General features: G+C 61.2%; 20 protein-coding genes. 12 read left to right on the top strand and 8 right to left on the bottom strand.

Features of this window, described 5'->3' with window-relative positions; translation table 11 throughout:
• Nucleotides 1-9 precede the first annotated feature (9 nt).
• The 3 genes from PQR67_RS06215 (at nucleotide 10) to PQR67_RS06205 (ending at nucleotide 1848) form a co-directional block, all read left to right on the top strand.
• A complete protein-coding gene (locus PQR67_RS06215) occupies nucleotides 10-882 on the top strand; it encodes a hypothetical protein (RefSeq protein ID WP_408455948.1) in 873 nt (290 codons plus the stop codon).
• A gap of 211 nt (nucleotides 883-1093) precedes the next feature.
• Nucleotides 1094-1375, top strand: a complete 282-nt coding sequence (locus PQR67_RS06210) for an ECs_2282 family putative zinc-binding protein (RefSeq protein ID WP_408307587.1) — start codon at nucleotides 1094-1096, stop codon at nucleotides 1373-1375.
• 5 nt (nucleotides 1376-1380) lie between these two features.
• Nucleotides 1381-1848, top strand: a complete 468-nt coding sequence (locus PQR67_RS06205) for a hypothetical protein (protein ID WP_408307585.1) — start codon at nucleotides 1381-1383, stop codon at nucleotides 1846-1848.
• 504 nt (nucleotides 1849-2352) lie between these two features.
• On the opposite strand, the gene PQR67_RS06200 is transcribed toward PQR67_RS06205, so the two are convergent.
• The gene (locus PQR67_RS06200) at nucleotides 2353-3726 is read right to left on the bottom strand and encodes a tyrosine-type recombinase/integrase (RefSeq protein ID WP_408307582.1); all 1374 of its coding nucleotides are present in this window, start codon (nucleotides 3724-3726) and stop codon (nucleotides 2353-2355) included.
• Nucleotides 3727-3932: 206 nt separating this feature from the next.
• On the opposite strand from PQR67_RS06200, the gene PQR67_RS06195 reads away from it, so the two are divergent.
• The 6 genes from PQR67_RS06195 (at nucleotide 3933) to PQR67_RS06170 (ending at nucleotide 10997) form a co-directional block, all read left to right on the top strand.
• On the top strand, nucleotides 3933-4409 hold the full coding sequence (locus tag PQR67_RS06195; protein WP_408455944.1) for an acyl-CoA thioesterase: 477 nt from the start codon (nucleotides 3933-3935) through the stop codon (nucleotides 4407-4409).
• A gap of 4 nt (nucleotides 4410-4413) precedes the next feature.
• Nucleotides 4414-5352: a branched-chain amino acid ABC transporter permease gene (locus PQR67_RS06190; RefSeq protein WP_408455941.1), complete on the top strand. Its 939-nt coding sequence runs from the start codon at nucleotides 4414-4416 to the stop codon at nucleotides 5350-5352.
• Nucleotides 5345-6634 (top strand): branched-chain amino acid ABC transporter permease, encoded by a 1290-nt coding sequence (locus PQR67_RS06185; protein ID WP_408455938.1) that lies wholly within the window; start codon nucleotides 5345-5347, stop codon nucleotides 6632-6634. Before PQR67_RS06190 ends, PQR67_RS06185 begins: the two co-directional genes overlap by 8 nt.
• Complete coding sequence (locus PQR67_RS06180) at nucleotides 6631-7383, top strand: ABC transporter ATP-binding protein (protein ID WP_408455936.1); 753 nt, start codon at nucleotides 6631-6633, stop codon at nucleotides 7381-7383. The genes PQR67_RS06185 and PQR67_RS06180 overlap by 4 nt, the downstream gene beginning before the upstream one ends.
• Nucleotides 7380-8093: an ABC transporter ATP-binding protein gene (locus tag PQR67_RS06175; protein WP_408455934.1), complete on the top strand. Its 714-nt coding sequence runs from the start codon at nucleotides 7380-7382 to the stop codon at nucleotides 8091-8093. The genes PQR67_RS06180 and PQR67_RS06175 overlap by 4 nt, the downstream gene beginning before the upstream one ends.
• A 573-nt stretch (nucleotides 8094-8666) precedes the next feature.
• Nucleotides 8667-10997 (top strand): hypothetical protein, encoded by a 2331-nt coding sequence (locus tag PQR67_RS06170; RefSeq protein ID WP_408456531.1) that lies wholly within the window; start codon nucleotides 8667-8669, stop codon nucleotides 10995-10997.
• Between the two features lie 976 nt (nucleotides 10998-11973).
• Here PQR67_RS06170 and iolB read toward each other — a convergent pair.
• From iolB to PQR67_RS06135, 7 genes are all read right to left on the bottom strand, one after another.
• Complete coding sequence (gene iolB, locus PQR67_RS06165; RefSeq protein WP_408455932.1) at nucleotides 11974-12774, bottom strand: 5-deoxy-glucuronate isomerase; 801 nt, start codon at nucleotides 12772-12774, stop codon at nucleotides 11974-11976.
• On the bottom strand, nucleotides 12771-13697 hold the full coding sequence (gene iolE, locus PQR67_RS06160; RefSeq protein ID WP_408455930.1) for a myo-inosose-2 dehydratase: 927 nt from the start codon (nucleotides 13695-13697) through the stop codon (nucleotides 12771-12773). Before iolE ends, iolB begins: the two co-directional genes overlap by 4 nt.
• 10 nt (nucleotides 13698-13707) lie before the next feature.
• Complete coding sequence (iolD, locus tag PQR67_RS06155; RefSeq protein WP_408455928.1) at nucleotides 13708-15681, bottom strand: 3D-(3,5/4)-trihydroxycyclohexane-1,2-dione acylhydrolase (decyclizing); 1974 nt, start codon at nucleotides 15679-15681, stop codon at nucleotides 13708-13710.
• On the bottom strand, nucleotides 15678-17750 hold the full coding sequence (locus PQR67_RS06150) for a bifunctional 5-dehydro-2-deoxygluconokinase/5-dehydro-2-deoxyphosphogluconate aldolase (protein WP_408455926.1): 2073 nt from the start codon (nucleotides 17748-17750) through the stop codon (nucleotides 15678-15680). The genes iolD and PQR67_RS06150 overlap by 4 nt, the downstream gene beginning before the upstream one ends.
• 66 nt (nucleotides 17751-17816) lie before the next feature.
• The gene (locus tag PQR67_RS06145) at nucleotides 17817-18641 is read right to left on the bottom strand and encodes an ATP-binding cassette domain-containing protein (protein WP_408455924.1); all 825 of its coding nucleotides are present in this window, start codon (nucleotides 18639-18641) and stop codon (nucleotides 17817-17819) included.
• A 13-nt stretch (nucleotides 18642-18654) separates the two neighbouring features.
• On the bottom strand, nucleotides 18655-19830 hold the full coding sequence (locus PQR67_RS06140; RefSeq protein ID WP_408455922.1) for an ABC transporter permease: 1176 nt from the start codon (nucleotides 19828-19830) through the stop codon (nucleotides 18655-18657).
• Between the two features lie 200 nt (nucleotides 19831-20030).
• Nucleotides 20031-21077: a sugar ABC transporter substrate-binding protein gene (locus PQR67_RS06135; protein WP_408455920.1), complete on the bottom strand. Its 1047-nt coding sequence runs from the start codon at nucleotides 21075-21077 to the stop codon at nucleotides 20031-20033.
• Between the two features lie 277 nt (nucleotides 21078-21354).
• On the opposite strand from PQR67_RS06135, the gene PQR67_RS06130 reads away from it, so the two are divergent.
• The 3 genes from PQR67_RS06130 to PQR67_RS06120 are packed head-to-tail and all read left to right on the top strand — an operon-like array spanning nucleotide 21355 to nucleotide 24285.
• On the top strand, nucleotides 21355-22236 hold the full coding sequence (locus tag PQR67_RS06130) for a MurR/RpiR family transcriptional regulator (RefSeq protein ID WP_408455918.1): 882 nt from the start codon (nucleotides 21355-21357) through the stop codon (nucleotides 22234-22236).
• On the top strand, nucleotides 22229-23245 hold the full coding sequence (gene iolG, locus PQR67_RS06125; RefSeq protein ID WP_408455916.1) for an inositol 2-dehydrogenase: 1017 nt from the start codon (nucleotides 22229-22231) through the stop codon (nucleotides 23243-23245). Before PQR67_RS06130 ends, iolG begins: the two co-directional genes overlap by 8 nt.
• Nucleotides 23245-24285 carry a Gfo/Idh/MocA family oxidoreductase gene (locus tag PQR67_RS06120; protein WP_408455913.1) on the top strand — a complete coding sequence of 347 codons (1041 nt, stop codon included), beginning with the start codon at nucleotides 23245-23247 and terminating at the stop codon, nucleotides 24283-24285. Before iolG ends, PQR67_RS06120 begins: the two co-directional genes overlap by 1 nt.
• Nucleotides 24286-24437: the final 152 nt, after the last annotated feature.

Raw genomic sequence — 24437 nt, 5'->3', positions numbered from 1 at the left:
TCATATAGTATGAGCGGTGATAACACCAAAACGGGGGGTGGCACTTTGGTGCAGGAACAGAGCGACGGTGATACGGGATCGGGCAAGGTGCGCTCAGCAATTGCGACCTGTCGCACTCGGGTTTGGCTTGAAGCGGCGCGGCGTGCTGTTATAGCAGGGGCCACGGTTAAGGCAGACAAAGCAGGTAAAGACGGTGCGATAGCGCAGGGGGAGGACCAGATTTCGCCCAAAACGCTTTCATCCGCCTATCTGAAAGCGGTTAAGGGAATCGTCCGGGGTGAGCAGTCGGACCCGCGCTTCTACCGATACGCGAACGGCAAGTCGTCGCCCAATGCGAACACGGTGAAGCGTGTAGAAGTGGCGTGGCCGGGAACACAGGCAGCTTACGAGATTGGGCCGCTTGAAGACGGTGAACCGGTCAGGCTTTGGGCGGCTTTCGGTGAGGTATCAACGGACCTTTGGGAAGTCGTATGCGAGGCACAACCGAATTTCGCTCATAGCCTGCTGGATGGCAGACCACACTACACACGCATCGGCATGATGGAAGCGCTGGTTGAACGGCTGGCAGACGAACCGGAGGGCGAAGGCGACGTGATTGATGCATTGCGCCGATACAGGGAAGAAAATCCGCCGTCGCTCAGGATATTGGCGGGCATCCTCGCCTTCTGGCGGCTGAGCATGCTGGTCTACGACGATATGGATAAGCGCGTGTATCGCATGGTGGCTACCGCTATCAACGGCCCGTTCCGGGCTGCATTGGAACAATGGGATGCGTTCGTTGATTTGCGTCAGGCGGTTGTTGAACTGCACACCATAGAACGAATGAAAATGGACCAGTTGGTTGCGAAATACCGGCCCGCCTGGTCCAGTGAAACTGAATGAGAAGTTCCCCGGCCAGCTACGCTGGACACGTCAAACCCTTGCCAGATAGGGTTGTGTCCGACCTGTCCGGGATGTCCAGGATAAATCGATAATGTTGGTAGCGACAGTATGCGGATAGCAAACTTGTGAGTATCGCCCGCGATCTAGTGCGACCATTGGCTGTAAATCCACGGTATGCTAGGCGAGCCTTTTTGAAGCGAGGACAAACCTAATGGACGAATCCAAATACAACCGAACGATCCCCGTTCATTGCCCCACTTGCGCAGGAACTCACTTCTCATCGGACGACTCGTCGGAAGACGATGCAGCCATTGTCACCTGTGCATCGTGTGGACGTAGCATGACTCGCGCTGAATTGAGGGAAGCAAACGCCGAGAATATTCATGAACATGTGCAGGAAATCGGGAAGCAGGCAGCCAAGGATGTCGCAGACGAACTCAAAAAGATGCTGAAAAACACGTTCAAAAACAGCAAGAATTTCACGATCAAGTAAGGCCCATGTCCATTGATCTCAGCGGTTGCGCCGCGATTCTCGCTCTGGCGTTGTCTTGCTATTCAACCTTGAAGACTTTGCAATTCAATACGAAGCAGGAACAGCTAATCGAGAGTCAGAGGCAACTGAACGCTTTACTGGCTGACAAGGAAGCGTCGGAACTGGCAGAAGGCAAACGTGCCAAGTTGAGCGCCGCATTCATGAAGCTGGGCAGCTCAAAATACCGGCTGAAAGTATTCAACCAAGGGCAGGCTACCGCGCGGGATGTTCGCATCTCGTTTCCTGCCGGCAACGAAGTTGTGCTTCAGTCAGAGGTCGAGGCCAAATTTCCGCTGGAAACACTGGACAGGTTTCAGTCGGTCGAACTCATTGCTGTAGTGGGCATGCAAAGTCCGTCGAAGCTGACGGTGCAACTTGATTGGCTTGATGAGGACGGTTCTGATAGAAGCAAAACCGTGCATCCCACCTTGTAGCCTTTCGCCTATGTCCCGCGACGCGGGACGAGAAATTCCCCGGTCAGTTCCTCGGACGACGGAAACCCTTGTCAAATAAGCGCGCGTCCAACGTATCCGGGGTGTCCGCGGTGTCCGTCTTATTTTGAGATCTTTGCCCACTTAGCAGGCTCAAGCCGATTGTGCATACTAGGAAGCGATGACAGCCAATTTGATGCTGCAAGACAATCTTGAGCATCTGCCCAGGTTCTAGGATTGGATGCGACGTGAGCTAGCGAAACGAATTCAGCCCGATTTTTGTGCGCGGGCTGATTTTATTTGCAATGCGCGCCAGCAGGATTCATTGCGAAATTTCCGTTTTATGCCGGACACGTTGGACACGTCGGACGAACTCACGCCGTATCAGGCTTCCGACAGTCCGACATGCATGGTCAAGCAGCAACTGCATCGGCCGGTTGGGCATCCCGAATATCCTCACCTTTCGCGTCTGCCGAGAGTTTCGCCTCCTGTGGCACAAAGAAGTTCTCAGCAGTCCGACGTGGTGCCGTCAGCTTGGGGCTTTCCTCCTCCGACTTTAGCGTTAAGTTCCGTCACTTGGCTCTGCAGTTGCTTGATAATCAAGAGTAGGTCTGTTGTAGATACTTGCTCCGGATCGAGGTGGACATAAGTATTCTGTGTTTCATTGCGATTGCTGTGTCCCAGGTATGTTTGAAGCTCGTCCGGGGTGAGCAGTCCTGCTTGCGCCTTCTTCTTTGCAAGATTTTCGGAATGAATTACCTGCAAGTATTCGTTGGCGAGGTGTTGGGTATCGTTGATGCCCATAGCATATGCAAGTTCGAAAGCGTTTTTGCTGGGTGCGTTGTTCGATGCAAAGGTATGCCGAGTCTTGTGCCAGTGAAAGGATACGCCAGCAGCCTCAAAATGCTTCCTCATCTGCTTTAGCTTCGTTCCATACGTGTGCTTGCTATGAGGGAACATCCGGTCGGTAAGCTTCTTTCCGTCAATGTGCTTTTTCACAATTGGCATCATTTTCTTCGTAATGCCAATGAACCGAATACTCTGATTCTTTCTCTTTAATGTCGAAACGCGAATTGTTCGGTTGGGCAGATCGACATCATTGGCTTGAATGCTGAGCGCTTCTGATAGTCTGCAACCGCTCTCAAGTAAAAATGTAAAAAACTCGTGATAGTGATCCTTATTGCTTTTCTCGATGAGCAGTTTCTCGACTGCTACTCGTTGGGCCTCCGTGAGTCTCTTGTCAACCTTCGGCGGCAATACGGGCTCCAGCTTCCGCTTGTCCACATGAACTAGCGGCTGCAAGATGGGATCGTCTTTGAATTCCGTGTAGTAGTGGTGAGCGTTCTTCAGTGCAGACGAGATGATGGTGAGATCGTTGCTAAGGGTCTGCGGTTTTACCTCGTCCTTGTAAAGGCGGTTCTCGATGAACTGTTCGATCGCTGTCTTGTAGTCTTTGACTAAGGCATTACCGAAAACTTGCTCGTCTATGCCGAGGTCATTCTTTACGAAGGGCAACATCTGCCCTAGGAACTTCGTTGGCCGGTGATCGATGCCGCTGAGGACCGTTCTATTGATTACGTTGATTCTGCTTTGCAGTTGCTTCGCCGTGGGGCGCTTCGCATATTGCTTGTCGTAGTGCGTTTGTAATAGCTCGTGCATGAACACCTGGCTCCCCATCTCCTCGATAAGTTCGCCGATCTCTTTTGCGCGCTCGGTTGAATAGATCAAGTTGTGAAGCCGGACCTCCGCCTGTTGCCTGGTATCGTGGACTTCGTCCACTTCCTGCACTGATAGAATTGTCCCGGACCTGTCCTTTGATACCCGGCCCATGCGTTCCAGCTTCTTAGTAGAGCGGATGCGAATGCGGAACTTCATGCCCATTGACGTCTCGTGATAAGAGATTCCGGGCGGTAGTTTCGGGCGATTTCGAATGGACACTTTTTTGCTCATAATTTGTGCGCCAGTGGTTCCGATGGACGATCCATGGACGATTGCCAAAATGGACAATTTTTGTCGATGGTAGAAGTCTAGGGGGAATGCGGCTGGAAGACAATGCTGGCAAAGGTTTCAGGCGCAGCGAGACATCTATGGACAAAAGCCGGACTTCTAGCGGGCTCGTTAAGCCTAAATTATTGAAAAGAAATGAATTTAGGCACTTTCAGGTTATCCCAACACGCTGGATGGACAACGACGTCTACGGCCACGTCAACAACGTTGTCTATTACAGCTACTTCGACACGGTGGTGAACGAGTATCTGATACGCGCCGGTGTACTCGACTTCGAGCATGGCGCGACGATCGGACTCGTGGTCGAGACGCACTGCAATTACTACGCGCCGCTGGTATTCCCGGAGCAGGTCGAAGCGGGTCTGCGAGTGGCTCGGCTCGGCACCTCGAGCGTGCGCTACGAAGTGGGCCTCTTCAAGGCGGGCGAGGCACAACCCGCTGCCCAAGGCCATTTTGTGCACGTGTATGTGGATCGCGTGACGCGCCGTCCGGTGACGTTGCCCGCCGATCTGCGCGCGGCGCTCGAACCGCTCGCCGTCGCCGTGCAGGCGGAATAGGCACGTGCAGTCGTTCGTCATCAATCTGCTGAACGGTGTGAGTTACGGCCTGCTGCTGTTCATGTTGTCGGCAGGCTTGACGCTGATCTTCAGCATGCTCGGCGTGCTGAATTTCGCGCACGCGAGCTTCTACATGCTTGGCGCGTACGTCGGTTTTTCGGTGGCGGCGCATGCGGGTTTCTGGAGTGCGCTGGTGATCGCGCCGCTGATTGTCGGCGTGATCGGCGCGGCGCTGGAGCGCTGGCTGCTGCGCCGCGTGCGTGTGCATGGTCATCTCCCCGAGTTGCTGCTGACTTTCGGCGCCGCCTATCTGCTTGGCGAACTGGTCAAGCTCGGCTGGGGTTTGAGTCCGCTTGGCGCCACGGTTCCGGCCGCGCTCGACGGGCCGCTGTTCACTGTCTACGGCGCGGCCTTCGCACGTTATCGGGTCTTCATGATGGCGGTGTCGCTGGCGATGCTGGCCGTGCTCTATGCGGTGCTGCGTGTGTCGAAGACGGGGTTGATCGTGCGTGCCGCGCTCACGCATGCGAGCGCGGTCGAGGCGCTCGGCCACAACGTGCCGCGCGTGTTCACCGGCGTGTTCGCGGCGGGCACGGCGCTCGCCGCGCTGGCCGGCGTGATCGGCGCACCGCTCTTCGTGATCGAACCGGCAATGGCGGAGTCGCTCGGCTCGATCGTGTTCGTGGTGGTGGTGATTGGTGGCTTGGGCTCGCTGAGCGGGGCGCTGGCGGCGTCGCTGATCGTCGGTTGCGTGCAGACCTTTGCGGTGGCGAGTGCCGTGTCACTAGGCGATCTCACGGCAGTATTCGGCGGCGCGCTGCCACCCGCTTGGGACACGCTCACGCTTGCGCAACTCGCGCCGCTGATTCCGTATCTGCTGCTTGTCGCGATGCTGGCGCTGCGCCCGCGTGGACTGTTCGGGCGGCGTGACGAACATGCGTGAGCCGCTCGAACAGTTCGCTTCGCCGGCGGCCGCGTCTTGCTCGATGTTGCGTAGCTTCACGCCGTGGCTCGCGCTGGTCCTGTTCCTTGCCGTACCGCCCTTTACCTGGCCGCAGAGCTGGCTGCTCGCGTATCTCGCGCAGACCGCGACGATGATCGTGTTCGCGCTGTCGTACAACCTGCTGCTTGGCGAAACCGGCTTGCTGTCCTTTGGACACGCCGCCTATTCCGGCCTCGGCGCGCTCATCGCGGCGCAAGTATTCAATCGCCTTGGTGTGCCATTGGTGCTGTTGCCTTTGATCGGCGGCATCGGCGGCGCGCTGTGTGGGGTCGTGTTCGGCTTTGTGTCGACGCGGCGTGCCGGGACGGCTTTCGCGATGATCACGCTAGGTATCGGCGAACTCGTCGCCGCGGCCGCATGGACGCTGCCCGACTGGTTCGGCGGCGAGGCCGGCGTGCCGATCGATCGCGCGAGCGGGCCGGTGCCTGGAAGCTGGAGCTTCGGCCCGGCGCGCGAGGCGTATGCGCTGATCGCGCTGTGGTGCGTGCTGGCAAGCGTGGCGATGTTCGCGCTGTCGCGCACACCGTTCATGCGGCTCGCCAACGCCGTGCGCGACAACCCGGCGCGCGCCGCGGCGATCGGCTGCTATCCGCGCCGCATCCGCTTTGGCGTGGTGGTGATGTCGGCGTTTTTTGCGGGCGTCGCGGGTACCCTGGGGTTGATCAATGTCGAACTGGTGTCGACGGAAAGCGTGGGCATGATGCGCTCGGGCGCCGTGCTGATCGCGACCGTGATTGGCGGTACGGCGGCGTTTTTCGGGCCGGTCGCGGGCGCGATCGTCCTGACGTTTTTCAGCGTCGCGGTGGCGAGCGTTACTCGGGCGTGGCTGTTCTATCTGGGGCTGTTCTTCATCGTCGTCGTGGTGGCGTCGCCGGATGGACTGGCGGGCTTCGCGCAGCGGCACACGGCTCGCATCGCTGCCCACGGCTGGCGCATGTGCGGCAAGGCTTATCTATGGGGCGCAGCCTCAGTGGCGCTGTGGACGCTGGCCGTCGTGCTCGCGGTGCAATGGGCGTACGCCGTGCAGTTCGGCGCGGACGACGGCGCGTTTTTCAGCATCGTCGGCGTACCGCTGGAGACAGGTTCCCGGCATCTTTGGCTCGGCCTTGTGGTGTTCATGCTGGCCGCGCCAGGCGCACTTGCCGCGCGCTATGCGCTTCGCGCACACGCACGCCTCGCCGTTCGCGCCGCCGTCACGCCGATTACCGGAGACGCGCGATGATCCCCGCCCTCGCGGTCTACGGCATCGAAAAACGCTTCGGCGCCACGCGGATTCTGCGCGGTGTCGATCTGGCGATCGAACCGGGCGAGCGCCATGCATTGATCGGGCCGAACGGCGCGGGCAAGTCGACGCTCTTCAATTTGATCGCCGGAGGCGTGCGGCCGAACGCCGGGCGCATCGATCTGTTCGGCGCGGAGATCACGCGTCTTGCGCCGGCCGCAATCACGCGCCGAGGCCTTGCGCGCAGCTTCCAGACCACTAGCGTATTCGCCCGCCTCAGCGTGTTCGACAACCTGCGCTGCGCGGCCATGCTGGCCGAACGCGACCGCACGCGCTGGTGGCAGCGTTTCAGCGGCTCAAGCACGGTCGACGCGCGCGCCGAGCAGGTGCTCGAAGCCGTCGGCCTGAGCGCGCGGCGGCATCGCCTGGCCGGCACCCTGAGCTACGCCGAGCAGCGTGCGCTCGACCTCGGCCTCGCGCTCGCGGGAGGCGCGCACACCTTGCTGCTCGATGAACCCACCGCCGGCATGAACCGTGCCGAAGCGGCGCGCGCTATCGAACTGATTCGCGCGACCACCGCGGGGCGTACGCTGCTGATGGTCGAGCACGACATGGACGCCGTGTTCGCGATCGCCGACCGCATTTCCGTGCTGGCGCACGGCCGCATCATCGCGACCGGCACGCCGGCGGCGATTCGCGCGGATGCGGCCGTGCGTGCCGCTTATCTTGGCGACGGTTTCCCTATATGACCGCCTTGCTCGACATTGGGCAACTGAACGCCTGGTATGGCGCAAGCCAGGCCTTGCATGGTGTCGCGTTGCAGATCGCGGCAGGCGAAGTGGTCGCACTGGTCGGGCGCAACGGCTCCGGACGCTCGACGCTGGCGCGCGCGATCATGGGGCTCGTGCGCAGCGAGGGCGAGTTGCGTTTTGCCGGCCATGCGCTCGGCGGACTTCGCACCTTCGAGATCGCTCGCCTGGGACTCGGCTACGTGCCCGAACATCGCGACGTTTTCCCGACGCTGAGCGTCCACGAGAATCTGCAACTCGGTGTGGCGCCGCGTGCACGCGGCCACATCCCGCGTTTTACCTTTGACGACGCCTACGAACTGTTCCCCGTCCTGCGCGAAAGAAGGCGCGCGCGCGCCGGCGCGTTATCGGGTGGCGAGCAGCAGATGCTGACGCTCGCCCGCGCCTTGCTCGGCGACCCCGACCTGCTGGTGATCGATGAGCCCGGCGAGGGGCTCGCGGCCCAGGTGATGGGGCAGGTCGCGCAGTGTCTGCGGATGCTGCGCGATCGAGGCGTGGCGATACTGCTGATCGAACAGCGGCTGGTGATCGCGCAAGACATTGCCAGCCGGGTTGCGGTAATGGGGCATGGCGAAATTGTCTTCGATGACACGCTCGCGTCGTTTGCGATGCGGCCGGACGTGATGCAGGAATGGCTCGGCGTGGGTTAGCCAGGGCGTACCGCAGCGTGGCGTAGCGGGCCTCGATAGCTACGCCGCTGGCGCATTGTCGGCGCGTCTTCGTGCGCCATGTGCCCGATCAGGCGGTGAGCCTCTGCGCGCGTTTTATTGCAGCGCCGCATTCGAAATCCCGACCATTTTGTTGTCCTGACGTACACGTCACTAACCGCGCGATGCACGCGCGGCTCGCCGCGCGTCCAGATCGCTTCCTGAATGCTGTTTGAATCCTGTCTGCGCGGCGCTCGCTCAGGCCCGGCGCGTGGGGCTCTCCAATGATTCGTTATAGCGATTCAAACGCTTGATCGTTTGGTGAGCGTCCTCCAGAAATCTTGTCGGCAGCGCGCCGACAAATCAAGACAATCAGGTTAAAGGCGCGCAACGGCGGAGCGGTGTTTAAAGCCCGCGTATGTGCGACCAATCATGCCGTGCCGGACACACGAAAGACGCGCCGCGGCTCAAGGAGGAGACATCGTGAAAAGAACAGGCGCATTGGGCGAAGAATCGGTGGGCGGCGTGCAGGCGGGGGCCTCGTTGCGATCGCCTCGAGGGCTGCGGACGCTTCGAATGGCGCGAGCGCCGCTCGGAGAAACCTGGCGTACGCGCGCGGGGGCGGGCGCCGCGCTGGTGACGGCCGCTCTGCTGATGTCCGCTTGCGCCGACGCGAGTTCCACGACTGGCGACGCGGCATCCGCGCCGTCGACACAAACGAGCGCGGCCGCGAACGCCGTGAGCAACAACGATAGCCCGCTGACCGCAAAGTCGCAGCCCGGCGCCGGACTTGCCAGCGGCGTCACCGACGCCGGCAGTACCACCAACGCCGCCGCTGCGAGTGCCGATCAACTCGCCTCCGCGTCGCGTCCCTCGCTCGAACTTGCGAAGGCCAAACAACTGGCTGCCGAACAGCGTGTCGCCGGGCGTGTGCCGTCTGCCAGCGGCATGACTGAGAAGCGTAGCCGTCCGTTGACGCTGCGCGATTCCGGCATCGACGGTTCGTTGATGTTTGCGCGCGACGTCGATTTTCGCGTGACCGGCGAGATCGGCTTCATGATTCACGACATGGCGGCGACGCTGACGCCGGCGCACGCCGGCCAGCCGATCGTGTTTGACGATCCGACCAGCGTGACGATCAACGTCCACCGTGGCGAGGTCACGCTCGACAGCGCGAAGCTCACCGCGATTTTCGACCGTTACCTGTTCCAGTATCAGGGCTCGCCGCTGCGCAACATGCGGGTGGTACCGCAAGACGGCGGCACGTTGCGCATCACGGGCGAAATGCATCGCGACACATGGGTCCCGATTGTGCTGACTGGCTCGCTGTCGATGCGCAATGCCGACGAACTCGTGTTCCATGCCGATCACGTCGAAGTGGCCGGCGTCGGCGCCGACAAGCTGATGCAGGCCGCGCACGTGAGGATGGCCGACCTGCTGAAAGTGGACACGCCGATTGCGCGTCTCGACGGTGACGACGTCGTGATGCAGGTGGCCAGACTCACGCCGCCGCCCGCGTTGCGCATGACGATCACGCGGGTCGACACCAGTGCCGCGGGCGTGCGTTTCACACTCGACGACCATACGGTGCAGAAGATCGAATGGCCCGCCACGATGCCGCCACGCGGGATGCTGGTGCAGGGCGGTGACGTGAAGTTCATGCGCTCGATGCCGATGAACATCGACATGGCGCTGACCCCGCTCGATACGAACGCGCCGTTCGTGCTCGATCTTTACCACTACCGAGACCAGATGGCGGCCGGGTACTTCACCTTCGACGAAGCGGGCGCTCTGGACGTGCACTTACCGTCGTATCCGACGCTGGCCAGCGCTGCGAAAAATGCGCCGATGCAGACGGGCAGTGCGGGCGCGCGTTTTAACGACAGCTTCATTCGTGCGCAGCAGGCGTCGCTCGCGCGGGCACGTCTTGTGTGGCAGCACGTGCCGCAGATCTTGCGGACCGCGTCGGTTGCGCGCGCGATTCCGGTCGGCACACGCGCGGCGTTTTCCGGTCAGAGCATGGCGACCCCCGGTTCCGCGATTGGCGACGAGCGGCACTCGCCGGGACCCGCGCCCTTGATTCACGTTGAGAATGTCGATTTTTACGTATCGGGTCGAATTGGTTTTCATGTGCGTTGGCTGGATGCGCAGATGGTGCCGAAGAAGCCGGGGCAGCCGGTTGATCTCGATGATCCCGACCAGTACGACATTCGCATTATTGGCGGCGAAGTGGTCGAGCCGTGGCCCGCGATGGCGGCGTTGTTCAATGATTATCTGCTCGACTATGCGCCGCGTTCGCTGAACGATTTGCAGTTGAAGCCGGTGGACGGCAAGCTGGAAGTGACGGGCGGGATCAAATTGTGGAATCACTTTCCTGGCGTGTGGTTGCCCACGACGATGAGCGGCACGATCATGGCGAAGGATGAGCGGCATCTGGTCTATGCGCCGACCTCGGTGAAGGTGCTGGGGGTGCCGCAGGCGGGTTTGTTGCGGGCGCTGGATATTCCGTTGGCGTCGTTGACGCCTTTTACGCGCAAGGGTGTTGCGTTGAAGGGTAACGAACTGGTGTTCGATCAGTACACCGTGTTTCCGCCTCCGGTTTTGCAGGGGCGGCTGGCTAGTGCGACAGTGACTGATGAAGGGTTGGTGTTGAAGTTCAAGCGGGATAGTTCGGTTGTGGCTGCGAGGCCGCCTGCTAGCGCGGCAAAGAGTTTTGTGTGGATCGAGTCCGGGGATGTGAAGATGTTTAATTCGTTGGTCACGAATGCTCGGACTTTTATTAAGGATAGTTCGAATTCTGGGGTGATGAAGTTTGATCTTTATGGGTATCGGCGGGATGTTTCTAAAGGGACTGTGAGGATGGGGGAGGATGGGGGGTTGGAGGTTGATCTTGCTGTTAGGAAGTAGGGGTGGGGTTTTGCCTGCGCGGCGCTTGGTGGTTGTTTGTCTGTGGCGTTGGCCTTTTCTTGGGCTGGTTTTTTTGGCCTTTCCTTGATTTGTTTGTGGTCTATTAGCGTTGCCCCTGTGCGGGGCGGCACCTACTTTTCTTTGCCTGCCGCAAAGAAAAGTAGGCAAAAGAAAGCGGCTCACACCGCTAGCTCTTAAGCGGGTCCCCCGCACAGCCACGGTAGTGGTGCATCTGGAATCCGTGCTCTCGCGTACTCCGCGCCGGTGACAAGGCAATCATGCTTCCCGCCTCGCACTACGTGCTCGCCAGCAGGGTTCATCATTCAAACCCTTCGTTTCGGTGTGGTGGGAGCCATCGGCTTTGCCTCGGCGGTGCCTCGATTGCGCAAGTGCTGCAGTGCTTTCGGAAATATCGTGACTTTACCTGGGCTGGCCGGCAAGTCGGAGGTCCACACAGTTTGAAGTCCGTACTTCGAATGAAATGTTGGCCATAGAAGCCACCGATCGGGTACCGGCCGAGCCACTTCGCGGGATGAGGCGTGATCGCGAAAACGCAGGCGGTGGTTTTATGAAGGGGGCATCGGCGCGCGCAGCGCCGCCGGAAGTATGACGCCTTTGTCACTCACGCGGAATGTGCGAGAGCACGGATTCCAGATGCACCACTACCGTGGCTGCGCGGGGGACCTGCTTATGAGCTGGCGGTTTGAGCCGCTTTCTTTTGCCTACTTTTCTTTGCGGCAGGCAAAGAAAAGTAGGTGCCCCCCCGCACAGGGGGAACGCTAATAAACCAATAACAAAGCAAGGAAAGGCCAAAACCATAAAAGCACAAAACCATAAAAGCACAACCAAAACAGACCACTAACAAAGCAAGGAAAGGCCAAAACCACAAAAGCACAGCCAAAACAGACCACAAAAAATCAAGAAAAGACCAACACCACAATAAAACACCCAAGCGCCGCGCAGGCAAAAAAAACAATCAACCATCCTTATTAACAATCCACTCATGCGCAGGATCATTGCGAAAATGCCAAACTCTCTGCCCCCCAGCCATAACATTCAGATAGTAAGACTCATACCCATAGGGAACAACAACCGGATGATACCCACGCGGCACCATCACGACATCGTGATTCTCAACGGCCATCGACTCATCGATATCGCGCATATCGGTGTACACGCGCTGAAACGCAAACCCTTGCGGCGGATCGAGCCGATGATAGTAAGTCTCTTCGAGCGAACTCTCATGAGGCACATTATCCGTATCGTGCTTATGCGGCGGATAGCTTGACGCGTGCCCACCGGGCGTCCGAACCTCAACCACCAGCAAAGACTCCGCAAGCTCGGTCTGCGGAAGAATATCGCATACGTATCGCGTATTCAGTCCCTTCCCGCGCGTGGAGCGCTTCATCGTAGAAGGCTCGATCAACCTCGCCGGATACTCGCCCCTGGCAGGCGCACTCGCCACGCCAACCTCGGCATCGCGGCAAGCGCGAACCGTCACCCGCACGCCAGGCGGTAAATACACCGCATACGGGGCGGCATCCTCGAACACGCTATCGCGTGAACCCAGCGAGCTCCAGGTGGCGTCAGCCGTTTCAATATCCACGGCCCCCGCAAGCACCACAATGCAAACCTCGCGCGATGGCTCGAACACGTGAACGACTTCACTCGCGCCCAACCGGTAAGCAGCAAATCCCACATACCGCCAACACGCCGACTCGGGCGTCACCCGCGCGATCGTCTGGCCCTCGCGCTGCGCCTTCACCAATAAGCTCATGCTGCCTCCTGCTCAGTCTTGCCAGCGGCGTCGAGCGGCGCGTCAACCAATGATCGCAACGTTCTGAAGCCTTTCTGCGCATATTCAAACGACGGCGCCACCACCGGGTCCTGTTCTGCTTCAACCACCAGCCAGCCGCGATAACCGTGCCGTTTCAATCGATCGATGATCGCCGGGAAGTTCACCGCCCCATCACCCGGGACCGTGAATGCACCGTTAATCACGGCGTCGAGAAAACTCCAGTTGCGATTGCGCGCCAGCTTCATCACCGCCGGTCGAACGTCCTTGCAGTGCACATGACAGACGCGGCCAATGTGTTTGTCGAGTACCGCGAGCGGATCGCCGCCGGCAAAGGTGATGTGCCCTGCGTCGAACAGCAGGCCGACGGCGTCGCTCGTGCGCGACATCAACTGATCGACGTCAGCCGGCGTTTCGACATACGCGCCCATGTGATGGTGGTACGCAAGCCGCACGCCGCGGCTCAGCGTATAGCGCGCGAACTCGTCGACGCGCGCGGCATACGCGGCCCACTGCGCTTCGCTGAAAAAACGGGGGCGCTGGTACAGCGGTTGGGGCGCGCCCTGGATCGAATCGGCAACTTCGCCGTAGACCATCGCGGTCGCGCCGTTCTGTGCGAGCAACTCGAGATGCGGGCCGACCGAGGCGATTTCCTCTGCCACGCTGCGTCGCGCGAGTTGTCCGGAGTACCAGCCGGATACCAAGGCCAGATCGTATTGGGCGAGCAGCGCCTTCAATGCCTGCGGTTCGCGCGGAAATTTGTTGCCGAGTTCGAATCCCTGGTAGCCAATCTGGCGTCCTTCGGTCAGCGCGACGTCAAGCGGTGTTTCGCCGCCGAGCGAAGGCAGGTCGTCGTTCATCCACGACAAGGGATTGATGCCGATACGTACGTCGAAAGCAGTCATGCGAGCATCCTCATTCGTTGTCGATATGGCGGGAGCGGTCACCGGGGTCGGCGGGCGCGGCGCGCGCGGCGAGCTGCGCATCGTATTGCGAACGCGCGGCGCGCACGGTGTCGCGCGCCGAAACTTCGGGCACGGCGACTTCCCACCACCAGCCGCCTTCGTCAGTGGTACGGGCCGGGTCGGTGTCGATACTGATCACATAGGTGCGATCGGCGGCGCGCGCCCGTTGCAGCGCGCTTTCCAGTTCAGCGATGTTCGCGACATGCTCAGCTTGCGCACCGAGCGCGCGCGCGTGCGCGGCGAAGTCGATTTTGGGCGCACCGAGCGGGCCCTGCATGCAATCGTCGAGCAGGTTGTTGAATGGCGCGCCACCGCAGGCCTGCTGCAAGCGGTTGATGCAGCCGTAGCCGCGATTGTCGAGTACCACCACGATCAGCTTCGCGCCGATCATTACCGACGTTGCGATCTCGCTGTTCATCATCAGATAGCTGCCGTCGCCGAGCATCACGATCACTTCACGCGCCGGCCGCGCGAGCTTCACGCCGAGGCCGCCCGCGATTTCATAACCCATGCACGAGTAGCCGTACTCGACGTGATAGGCGCCCGGCTTGCCCGCGCGCCATAGCTTGTGCAATTCGGCCGGCAAAGTGCCCGCTGCGCAAACGACGATATCGTCAGTCGCGGAACGCGCGTTCGAACGCTGCACCGCGCCGATCACGTCGCCTTCGTACGGGAGGACGGTGTCGCGTTGCGGCGCATGCGTGAGTGTGCCCACGGTATCGCGCCAGCTCGCCGCGAGTTTGTGCGCCCGCGCGGTCCATGTGCGCTCCGCGTGCCAGCCTTGCAGGGGTTCGGCGAACGCATCCAGAGCAAGACGTGCATCCGCTTCGACCACCAGCGCGCGATGCTTGAGGCCGTCGAACGGATTCGCGTTGATGGCGATCACATCGGCCTGCGTGAACAGGGTATTCGAACCCGTGGTGAAGTCCTGCAGGCGTGTGCCGATTGCAAGCACGCAGTCGGCATCATGGGCGAGCGCATTGGCGGCAGGCGAGCCGGTCACGCCCAACGCGCCGGCGTTCAGCGGATCGTTCCATGGGAGCGAACCCTTGCCGGCCTGCGTTTCCGCCACCGGAATACCGTGCGCGGCGGCGAAGCGGTGCAGCTCATCCGTCGCGCGGCCATAGAGTACGCCACCCCCAGCAACGATCAACGGACGCTTCGCGCGGCGCAAACGGGCAACCGCCGCGTCGAACTCTTCGGCGCGCGGAGCAGGGGAGTGAAACGTGACGACGCGCGGCGCAAAGAAGTCGGCTGGGAAGTCCCATGCCTGTGCCTGCACGTCCTGGGGCAGCGCGAGCGTGACTGGACCGCACAACGCTGCGTCGGTGAGCACACGCAGCGCGCGCGGCAACGCGTTGAGCAATTGCGCCGGATGCACGATACGATCGAAGTAGCGCGACACCGGCTTGAACGCATCGTTGGCGGAGACGCCGCCGTCATGGAAATCCTCGACCTGCTGCAATACCGGATCGGGTGCGCGCGAGATGAAGACGTCGCCGGGGAGCAGCAGCACGGGCAGACGGTTCACATGCGCGAGCGCGGCCGCGGTGATCAGATTGGTCGCGCCAGGGCCGATCGACGTCGTGACGGCCATCATGCGGCGCCGGAAATGCGCTTTCGCATAGGCGATCGCGCTGTGCGCCATCGCCTGCTCGTTATGCGCTCGCAGTGTGGGCAGCGCTTCGCGATGCTGGTGCAGAGCTTCGCCCATGCCGGCCACATTGCCGTGCCCGAAGATCGCGAACACGCCGCCAAAGAGCGGCTCGGTACCGGTGCCGTCTTCGGTCGTGACACGTTGTGCCGCGAGGTAGCGAACCAGCGCCTGGGCGGTCGTCAAGCGAACGGTGCCGCCCGACGGTACGTGTGCCTGGGTCGCGTCGTTGGCCGACGCCGCGTCGTGATGCAATACACGCTGGTTCATGCCGCCTGCTCCTGATGTGCATGGCTCGTCGCGGTGGGCTGTGCGCGTGCCGCGCCGCGCGTGGCGCGCCACGACGCGATCAGCGTTTCGAACGTGCGGCGCACCCGCGCGATCAGTTCGTCGTCGCCGATCTCACCGGCGAGCCAGGCGTGGCTCGGTTCGTGAAAGATCGTACGGCCCACGGTAAAGCCTCGGCATGTCGCCGATTGCGACGCCGCGCGAAATCCCTCGTTCAATTGTTCGACCCCGGCCGACAAGCCGAGCAGCACCACGCCCCGGCAGTACGGATCGCGCTCGGCGATCAGCGCGTCGACGGTTTGCCATTGGGCGGCGTCCATCGGCTCGAGTTTCCACCATTCCGGATAGATGCCGATGTTGTACAGCCGCTTCAATGCGCGGTAGACGGTGTCCGGCGCTTGCGGCAGATGCGCGTGCTTCGGCGGAATTACTTCAAGCAGTAATTCGTGACCGCTCGCTTGCGTCGCATCGTAGAGCGCTCGCAGTTGGGCTTCCTGTTCGAGGCGTTGTTCGACCGGTTCGTCGGGATGGAATTGCACGAGGCACTTGGCAATGTGTTCCTGCGGCCATGCGATCAGCGTGGTACCGATCGAGCGGCCGTGGTCGAACACCAGCGGCACGGAGCCAGGCAGTTCGACTGGCCGGCCGATCCACCAGCCACGTCCGGTGGCGGCGTTCAAGGCGTCCTGGCCGTAGCGGTCGTCGCTCAATACGCCGATGCAGCCCTGCAAGCCCAAAGCGGTCTCCGTCTGCGCGACGGCGTCGACAAACAGGCTCTTCAGTTGCGCGATACGCGCCTCGTGTGCGCCGGTCTGTTGCGCGAGTTCGAAGAACTGGTTGCGGTGGTCGAACGCGAAGCCGAGTACTTCGTCCCATTGCTTGCGAGCCGGGGAGACACGATGCAGGCGTGCGAGCGTCGCGTCGCGGTCAGGGCGGCGCATGCGCTGTGGATCGGCCTTGGCTTCGCGCAGGAAGTAGTCGAGTTCGGCGGGCGTCGGCATCGCGGGCGCGCAGCCGTGACGCGAAACCACCAGTGCGCCGCTGGCATTTGCCGCACGCGCGCAGGCGTCGAGTGGTTGATCGCGTAACCACCCGGAGAGAAAACCCGAGGCGAAAGCGTCGCCCGCGCCGAGCACGTTCAACACGTCCACCTCGACGCCGCCATGAATCGGCAGTTCGTCGAGCGATGCGGGCACTTTGCCGTCGATGATCTGGCAGCCCATCGGCCCGCGTTTCAGGACCAGCGTGGCCGGCGTCACGGCGCGCACCATGGCGAGGGCTTCGACAAGCTCGGTTTTGCCGCCGGCGATGCGGAATTCTTCCTCGGTGCCGATCACCAGATCGAACAAAGGCAGAATGCGCTGCAGATGCGCAGTCACACCTTCGCTCGCGACGAAGCGGGTTTCGCCGTCCGCTTTGCCGGTGAGACCCCACAGCACAGGACGATAATCAATATCGAGCACGGTGCGTACGTTGTTGCGCCGTGCGTAATCCAGTGCACGGCGGCTCGTGCGATTCACCTGTTCGGTGGAAAAGTGCGTGCCAGTAATCAGCAGCGCTTTCGACGATGCGACATACGCCTCGTCGAAATCCGCTTCATCCACCGCCATATCCGCGCAGTTCTCGCGATAGAAGATCAGGGGAAACGTATCGCGATCTTTCAGGCCGAGCAGAACGAGCGCCGTCAGGCGCTCCTGATCGACACGTACATGGCTGACGTCGCAGCCTTCCTTCGTCAAGGTCTCGGTGAGAAAGCGGCCCATATGATCGTTGCCGACGCGCGCCAGCATCGCCGACGCAAGTCCGAGCCGTGCGCAACCGAACGCGATATTCGCCGACGAACCGCCGAGGTACTTCGCGAAGCTCGACACGTCCTCGAGCCGCGCGCCGACCTGCTGCGCGTACAGATCGACCGCAAGACGGCCAAGACAGATGATGTCGCGGCCGCGGTCCGGCGCGAAACGGCTGGGCGTCGCCGCCGAGGCGGACGTGGAGCCAATGCCGTTCGCGTTTCCGATTCCGGTCCCGCTGGATGTGCTGGAATGAGCCATGAATATTCCTGAATAGCTGAGCGCGGGCCCGAGGCGCGGTAAGCGCCGCAAACTCGCACGAATAAATCAGATCGTCGCGCCGTCGAGTTCGCCGATCATCTTCTGCATTTCGGCGCCGCCGGCCATCATGTCGAGGACTTCGTCCTTGCTGATGGTGTCCTTCGTGAACGTGCCTAGCGATTTGCCGCGATTGAGCAGCGTGAACGAGTCGCCGATCGGATACGCGTGATGCACGTTGTGCGTGATGAAGATCACCGAGATGCCTTTTGCGCGCGCCGTGTGGATCAGCTTCAGTACGTTGAAGCTCTGCTTGACGCCGAGCGCGGCGGTGGGCTCGTCGAGAATCAGCACGCGCGCGCCGAAGTGAATCGCCCGCGCGATCGCCAGACATTGCTTCTCGCCACCAGACATGGTGCCGATCGGCTGGTGCGCGTCGCGCACGTTGATGCCCATCTCGGCCAGCTTGTCGCGCGCGGTGATCGCGCTGGTTTCCAGGTCCATCACGTTAAGGAAACCGAACAGCTTCTTCTGCGGCTCACGACCCATAAAGAAGTTGCGGGCGACCGAGAGCAACGGCACTAGCGCGAGATCCTGATAGACGGTGGCGATGCCGAGATCGAGCGCGTCTTTCGGCGAATCGAACAGCACGGGTTTGCCGTCGACCAGATATTCGCCGGAAGAAGGTTGATGCACACCGGCCAGCGTTTTGATCAGCGTCGATTTGCCCGCGCCGTTGTCGCCGAGCAGGCAGTGCACTTCACCGCGCTTCAGGCGCAAAGTCACGCCGCTCAGCGCGATGACCTGGCCGAAATACTTGCTGACGTTTTCGAGCGCGAGGATCACGTCGTCCTGCGGTTGCGCCGCGGTGTTCACGGTATTCATGTCGGACATGGTCGTCTCCTCGTTACGATTGCGCGACGCGGCGGCGCACGTAGTGATTGAACAGCACGGCGATCAGCAGCATCACGCCGAGGAACACGCGGAACCAGTCGGAGTCGACATTCGTGTAGGTAATGCCGATCTGCACGACGCCGAAGATCAGCGCGCCGAAGCAGGCGCCGATCACTGAGCCGTAGCCGCCGGTCAGCAGCGTGCCGCCGATCACCGCCGCGATGATGGCTTCGAATTCGGCCTGCAGACCGCGGTCGGCCGCAGCCGAGCCGATGTCGCACACTTGCAGCACGGCGAACAGGCACGCGCAGAACGCGGTCAGCACGAACAGCGAAATTTTCACGCGCCGTACCGGCACGCCGACGTTCTTTGCCGCGTTGGCGTCGCCGCCGACCGCGAAAATCCAGTTGCCGAAGCGGGTCTTGGCGAGGGTGAACGCGCAGACCGCGGCCAGCGCGAACCACCAGAGCAGCACTTTCGGAATGCCCGGCACGAGCGGATTGCCGTTGTCGAGCAGCTTCACGACGCCGATGTGGCCGAGCCAGACGAACAGACCCTTGAACGCGACACCCTGGAACAAGGTATGGGCGAACCAGTCGTGAGCGGCAACGTCGCCCACGCCGGAGATGATCGTGCGGTCGGCGAACATGACCGACAGCGCCAGCGTGAGCCCACGCAGGATGAACAGAAACGCCAGCGTCACGATGAACGACGGCAAGCGCGTGCGCATCACCAGATAACCGTTGAGGGCGCCGAGCAACATCGATCCGGCGAACGCAAACAGGATCGACAACGCGATCGGCCAGTGAAAGTACATCGTGGGTAGCGCGACCATCATGCCGGAGAAGCCGATCATCGAACCGATCGACAGATCGAACTCGCCGGCAATCATCAGCAGACACGCACCGACTGCGATCAGGCCAAGATAAGCGGCCACTTGCGACCAGTTCATCACGCCGTCGAGGTTGAACATGCCGGAGCCGCCGGCCGCCACACCGAACACGAGGAACACCATCACGGTGCCGGCGAGGGCGGCGAATTCCGGACGGTTCAGCAGATGCCGGAACCACGATTCCTGACGCACGCGCTCATCGGCCGCCGCAGGCGCGCCACCGGGCGTCGACGCCGCGTCGGTGCTGGAAGGGGGCTGCTTGCGGGGATGAGGGTGGAAGGGGTTGGCTACGCCCATTGAAGCTCTCCTTGATGCGCCTGGGGATGGCAGTCGCGATCGGCCCGCGGTGGACCGGGTCGGACGCCCCTGGCGCGTAATGCACACAAAACGTGACGGATGCGGACGTGGGGCGGCCTGGCCAGTTACGGCCGGCCGCGTCCACTTTCTTCATACCTGCCGGAACGGCTCTCCCGTGTCCGTATTTCCAGCGAAATGCGTTAGCGGTACTGCCCTGCGTACTTGATCACCTTGTCGATATTGGCCTTGGTGATGAAGCCCGGGCCGGAACCGATATTGCGCGGCCCATAGGCGGGTTGCAGGCCATACGTGGTGAGACGTTGCTGGAACTTCGGATTGGCCTGCAGGATCTGGCGGATCTTGGCCGGATCGGTGGTGTGTTCCTTTTTCACGATGGCCAGTACGGCAACCGGGATATAGCCTTGCAGGTAGGGTTGCTGGTCGATTGCGAACTGGATCGTGCCGTCCTGAATGCCCTTCGCGATGTCATTGTCGAAATCGAACGTCGCGAACCAGAGCTTGCCCGCGAGGCCCATCTGCTGCAGCGCCTTGATCGTCGGCGCCGCCGACAGCGGACCGAGGGTGAGCACCGCCTGGGTGTTCGGATGGTTGCGCAGATACGCGCTCACTTTCGATTGCACACCGGTCGGGTCCTGGCCGGCGTCGAGCGTGGAGGTCTTGAAGTCGACGCCGATCGCGTCGGCAAAGCCTCGGCAGCGTTCGAACGAAGCCGGGTTGGTCGCGTAGTGGTTGACGCACAGGAACGACTTGATGCCCGCGGCCTTCGCCTTTTGGCCCGCCGCTTTGCCCGCTGCATATTCAGGCTGGCCGACGTGCATGATTGCGCCGAGCTGCGCGCTTTGCTCTTCAGTGCCGGAGTTGATCGTGACGAGCGGGATGTGTTTTTCCGTGACCTTGGAGATCGAGCTCTTGAGCACGTCGAAATCGGCGATCGAGACGATCACGCCGTCGTAGTTGCGCGCGGCCGCCTGTTCGATGAGGCGCGCCATGTCGGCGATGTCGCCGTTCGGCGGATTGCGGTAGTCGGTCTCGACGTTGAAATCCTCGTCGGCCTGTTTGATGGCGTTCTTGATGGTGTTCCACCACGAATCCGAATCCGGCGCGTGGCTGATCAGCACGAAGTGAGCGTCAGCCGCGCGGGCAGCCGATGCCGCACCGAATCCCATCGTCAACGTCAATGCCGTCGCCAGAATCCTGAGCGTAGCCTTGCCCTTGCAAAGTCTCATTGTCTCCACCTTTCTCGGTCTGTCGTTATTGAAGGGAGCGTCTGGCGGGCGGCCTTCCGATTGCGTGCGTTGCGGCATGCGTTAGCCGTTGCACCATCGCTCACGATCAAGATTAGGCCATCTTCCGAAGCGTTGCAATGAAAATTTCATGACAAATAAAAATGGAAAATACGTTCCATTTGACGCGACGCCTGCCTATAATCGGCAGCGTCAGGAGCCTGTGCGGCGGGCGTTGGAAATGCCTTCTGCACTGCAATAAAGCAACGAAGAGAGAGCCATGGCGGAAGAGAGCACCGAAGACTTGCCGAGCGTCGAAGAATTGATGCAGCGCATCGCGGAAAACTACGAGACGCTGCCGCGTCAGTTGAAGAATGTCGCGACGTATATCGAGCAGCATCGTTCGAGCGTGATGGTGGATCGCACTAGCGACATCGCCGCGAGCTGCGGTGTGCATCCGTCCGCGGTGGTGCGTTTTGCGCAGCGTTTCGGTTTTTCCGGCTTCTCCGATTTGCAGTCGGTGTTCAGGCAGGCTTATACGGGTCAGGGTACGTCTTCGCCGAGTTATCAGCAGCGGATTCGCAAGCTGATCGACGAGAAACCCGGCGCGTTATCGGGAGGCTCGGTGGCGCGCGAATTCATCGCGGCCTCACGTGGCGGACTCGAAGAACTCGAAGCCGGTCTCGACGATCAGCAGTTCGATGCAGCCGTGAAGATGCTGCAACAGGCCGACAACATCTACGTGATCGGCGTGCGGCGTTCGTTTCCGGTGGCGAGTTACATCGTCTACGCATTGCAGCACACGCCAAAGCGCGTGCACCTGGTGTCCGGCTTTGGCGGGATGTACCGCGAACAGATTCGCAGCGTGAAGAAGGGCGACGTGGTGATCGCGATCAGCTTCGCGCCTTACGGCAAGGAAACGCAGTATTGCCTGCGTGTCGCGCATCATCACCAGGCCAAGACGCTGGTTATTACGGATAGCCAACTTTCTCCGCTGGCGCGCTACGCCACCACGCAACTGTATGTGAAAGAGGGCAGCGCGTTTGCGTTCCGCTCGCTGACCAGCACGATCTGTTTGTGCCAGGCGTTGTTCATCGCGCTCGCGTACAAGCTCGAACTGAACGTAGAAGAATCCAAAGAGACTGGAGGATACGATGACTGAGGCGGTAAAGACGATCGACGTGGCGGTATTTGGTGCGGGACGTATCGGCAAGATTCATGCGGCGAATCTCGCCCGGCAGCCGGGTGTGCGGCTCAAATATGTGGTCGATGTGAATCGCGAGGCGGCTACGGCGCTCGCCGCCGAGCACGGCGCGCAGGTTGCCGATATTGACGGTGCGATGGGCGACGGGTCGATCGGCGCGACGGTGATCTGTTCGAGCACGGACACGCACGCGGATCTGATCATGAAATCGGCTGCGCAGAAGAAACATGTGTTCTGCGAGAAACCGGTCGATCTGACTTTGGAGCGCACGCGTGCGTGCGCCGAGGCGGTGGAGCGGGCGGGCGTGGTTTGCATGATCGGCTTTCAGCGCCGCTTCGACCCGACTTTTTCCGCATTGAAAGCGCGCATCGATGCGGGCGAAATCGGCACGCCGGAAATGCTGGTGGTGACGAGCCGCGATCCGGGCGCACCGCCGGTCGAGTACATCAAGCACTCGGGCGGCATCTTCAAGGACATGCTGATTCACGACTTCGACATCTTCCGCTGGATTCTCGACGACGAAGCCGACACGCTGCACGCCACCGGCAGTTGCCTTTCCGATCCGGCCATTGCCGACGCGGGCGATATCGATTCGACTGCGGTGACGATTCGCACGAAGCGCGGACGGCTGTGCCAGATCAACACGGCGCGGCGGGCGGCCTATGGGTACGACCAGCGCTTCGAGGTGCTCGGCAGCACGGGCATGCTGCAGGCGGGCAACGTGCGGCCCACTGAGGTGACTGCCTACTCGAGAACCGAAGTGTCGAGTGACGTGCCCGAGGCGTTCTTCCTCGAGCGTTATCGCGCGGCGTACGCATTGGAAATCGCACATTTCTTCGATGCGGTCACGCACGGCAAACCGGTGCGAACCACGGTTGCCGACGGCCTGAAAGCACTCGAACTCGCCGATGCCGCGACGCGTTCGTGGCGCGAGGGCCGAGCGGTGAAACTCGGCGAGGCATTGTGATGAAGGTGACTACGGGGCGGCTTCGTTTGGGCGTGGTCGGCTTGGGGCGGCTGGGCAAGCGACATGCGGAAAATCTGGCGTATCGCGTGCCGGGAGCGTCGCTTGTGGCCGCTTGCAGTCCGCTGGAAGAGGAGCGTGCGTGGGCGCGCGAGGCGTTGCCCGAACCGCGTCTTTATGATGATTATGCGGACCTGCTGGCCGATCGCGATGTGGACGCGGTATGGCTCGTGACGCCGTCGTCGTTGCACGCGCAGCAGATTATCGATGCGTTGCGCGCCGGCAAACATGTGTTCTGCGAGAAACCGCTGTCGCTGGATTTGGCCGAGTGTGAGCGTGTATTGGCCGAAGCCGCGCGTTATCCGCATTTGCAGGCGACCATCGGGTTCATGCGGCGTTTCGATCCGAGCTATAAGGATGCGTTCGACAAGATCCAGTCTGGTGCGATTGGTCGACCTTTCCTTGTGCGCTCGCAAACTACCGACAAGAACGATACTGACGGCTTCTTTGTGCGTTTCTCGGAGAGCTCGGGTGGCATCTTTCTGGATTGCACCGTGCACGATATCGATGTCGCGCGCTGGCTGCTCGGTAAGCCGCGGGCTAAACGCGTGTTTGCGGCGGGCGCGGTCGCATTGCATGAGGGGCTGCGTGAATTCGGCGACGTCGACAACGGCGTGGCGATCTGCGAGTTCGAAGACGGCAAGCTCGCGATGTTCTATGCGTCGCGCACGCAGGCGCATGGGAATGATACGCATAGCGAAGTGATTGGCACGGCGGGGGCGCTGGGCATTGGGTGTAATCCGCGCGCGAATCGTGTTGAGATTTATGATGCGACGGGCATTCGGAACGAATGTACGCCGAGCTTCTTCGATCGGTTCGAGGAGGCGTTTTTGTATGAGGCGCGGGAGTTTGTTGCCGCTGTGCGGGGTGGGGGTGGGGCTGGTGCGCAAGCGGGGGCCACGCTGGCCGATGCGCTTGAAGCTACGCGTATTGGGATGGCGTTGCGGCAGTCGCTGCAGAGTGGGGAGGCTGTGGTTTTGTAGTTTAAGAGGGTTTTGGTTTTGGTTTTGGTTTTGGTTTCGGTTGCGCGGCGCTTATCGTCTGTTTGCCTGCGGGGTTGGCCTTGTTCTGGCTTCTTTGGCCTCTCCTTGTTTTGTTTGTGGTCTATTAGCGTTGCCCCTGTGCGGGGCGGCAC

Source organism: Paraburkholderia fungorum, from assembly GCF_046026025.1.
Lineage (GTDB): Bacteria > Pseudomonadota > Gammaproteobacteria > Burkholderiales > Burkholderiaceae > Paraburkholderia > Paraburkholderia fungorum_E.
Note: the sequence above shows the minus strand (reverse complement) of the source record. Positions and strands in the feature narration are given on the sequence as shown.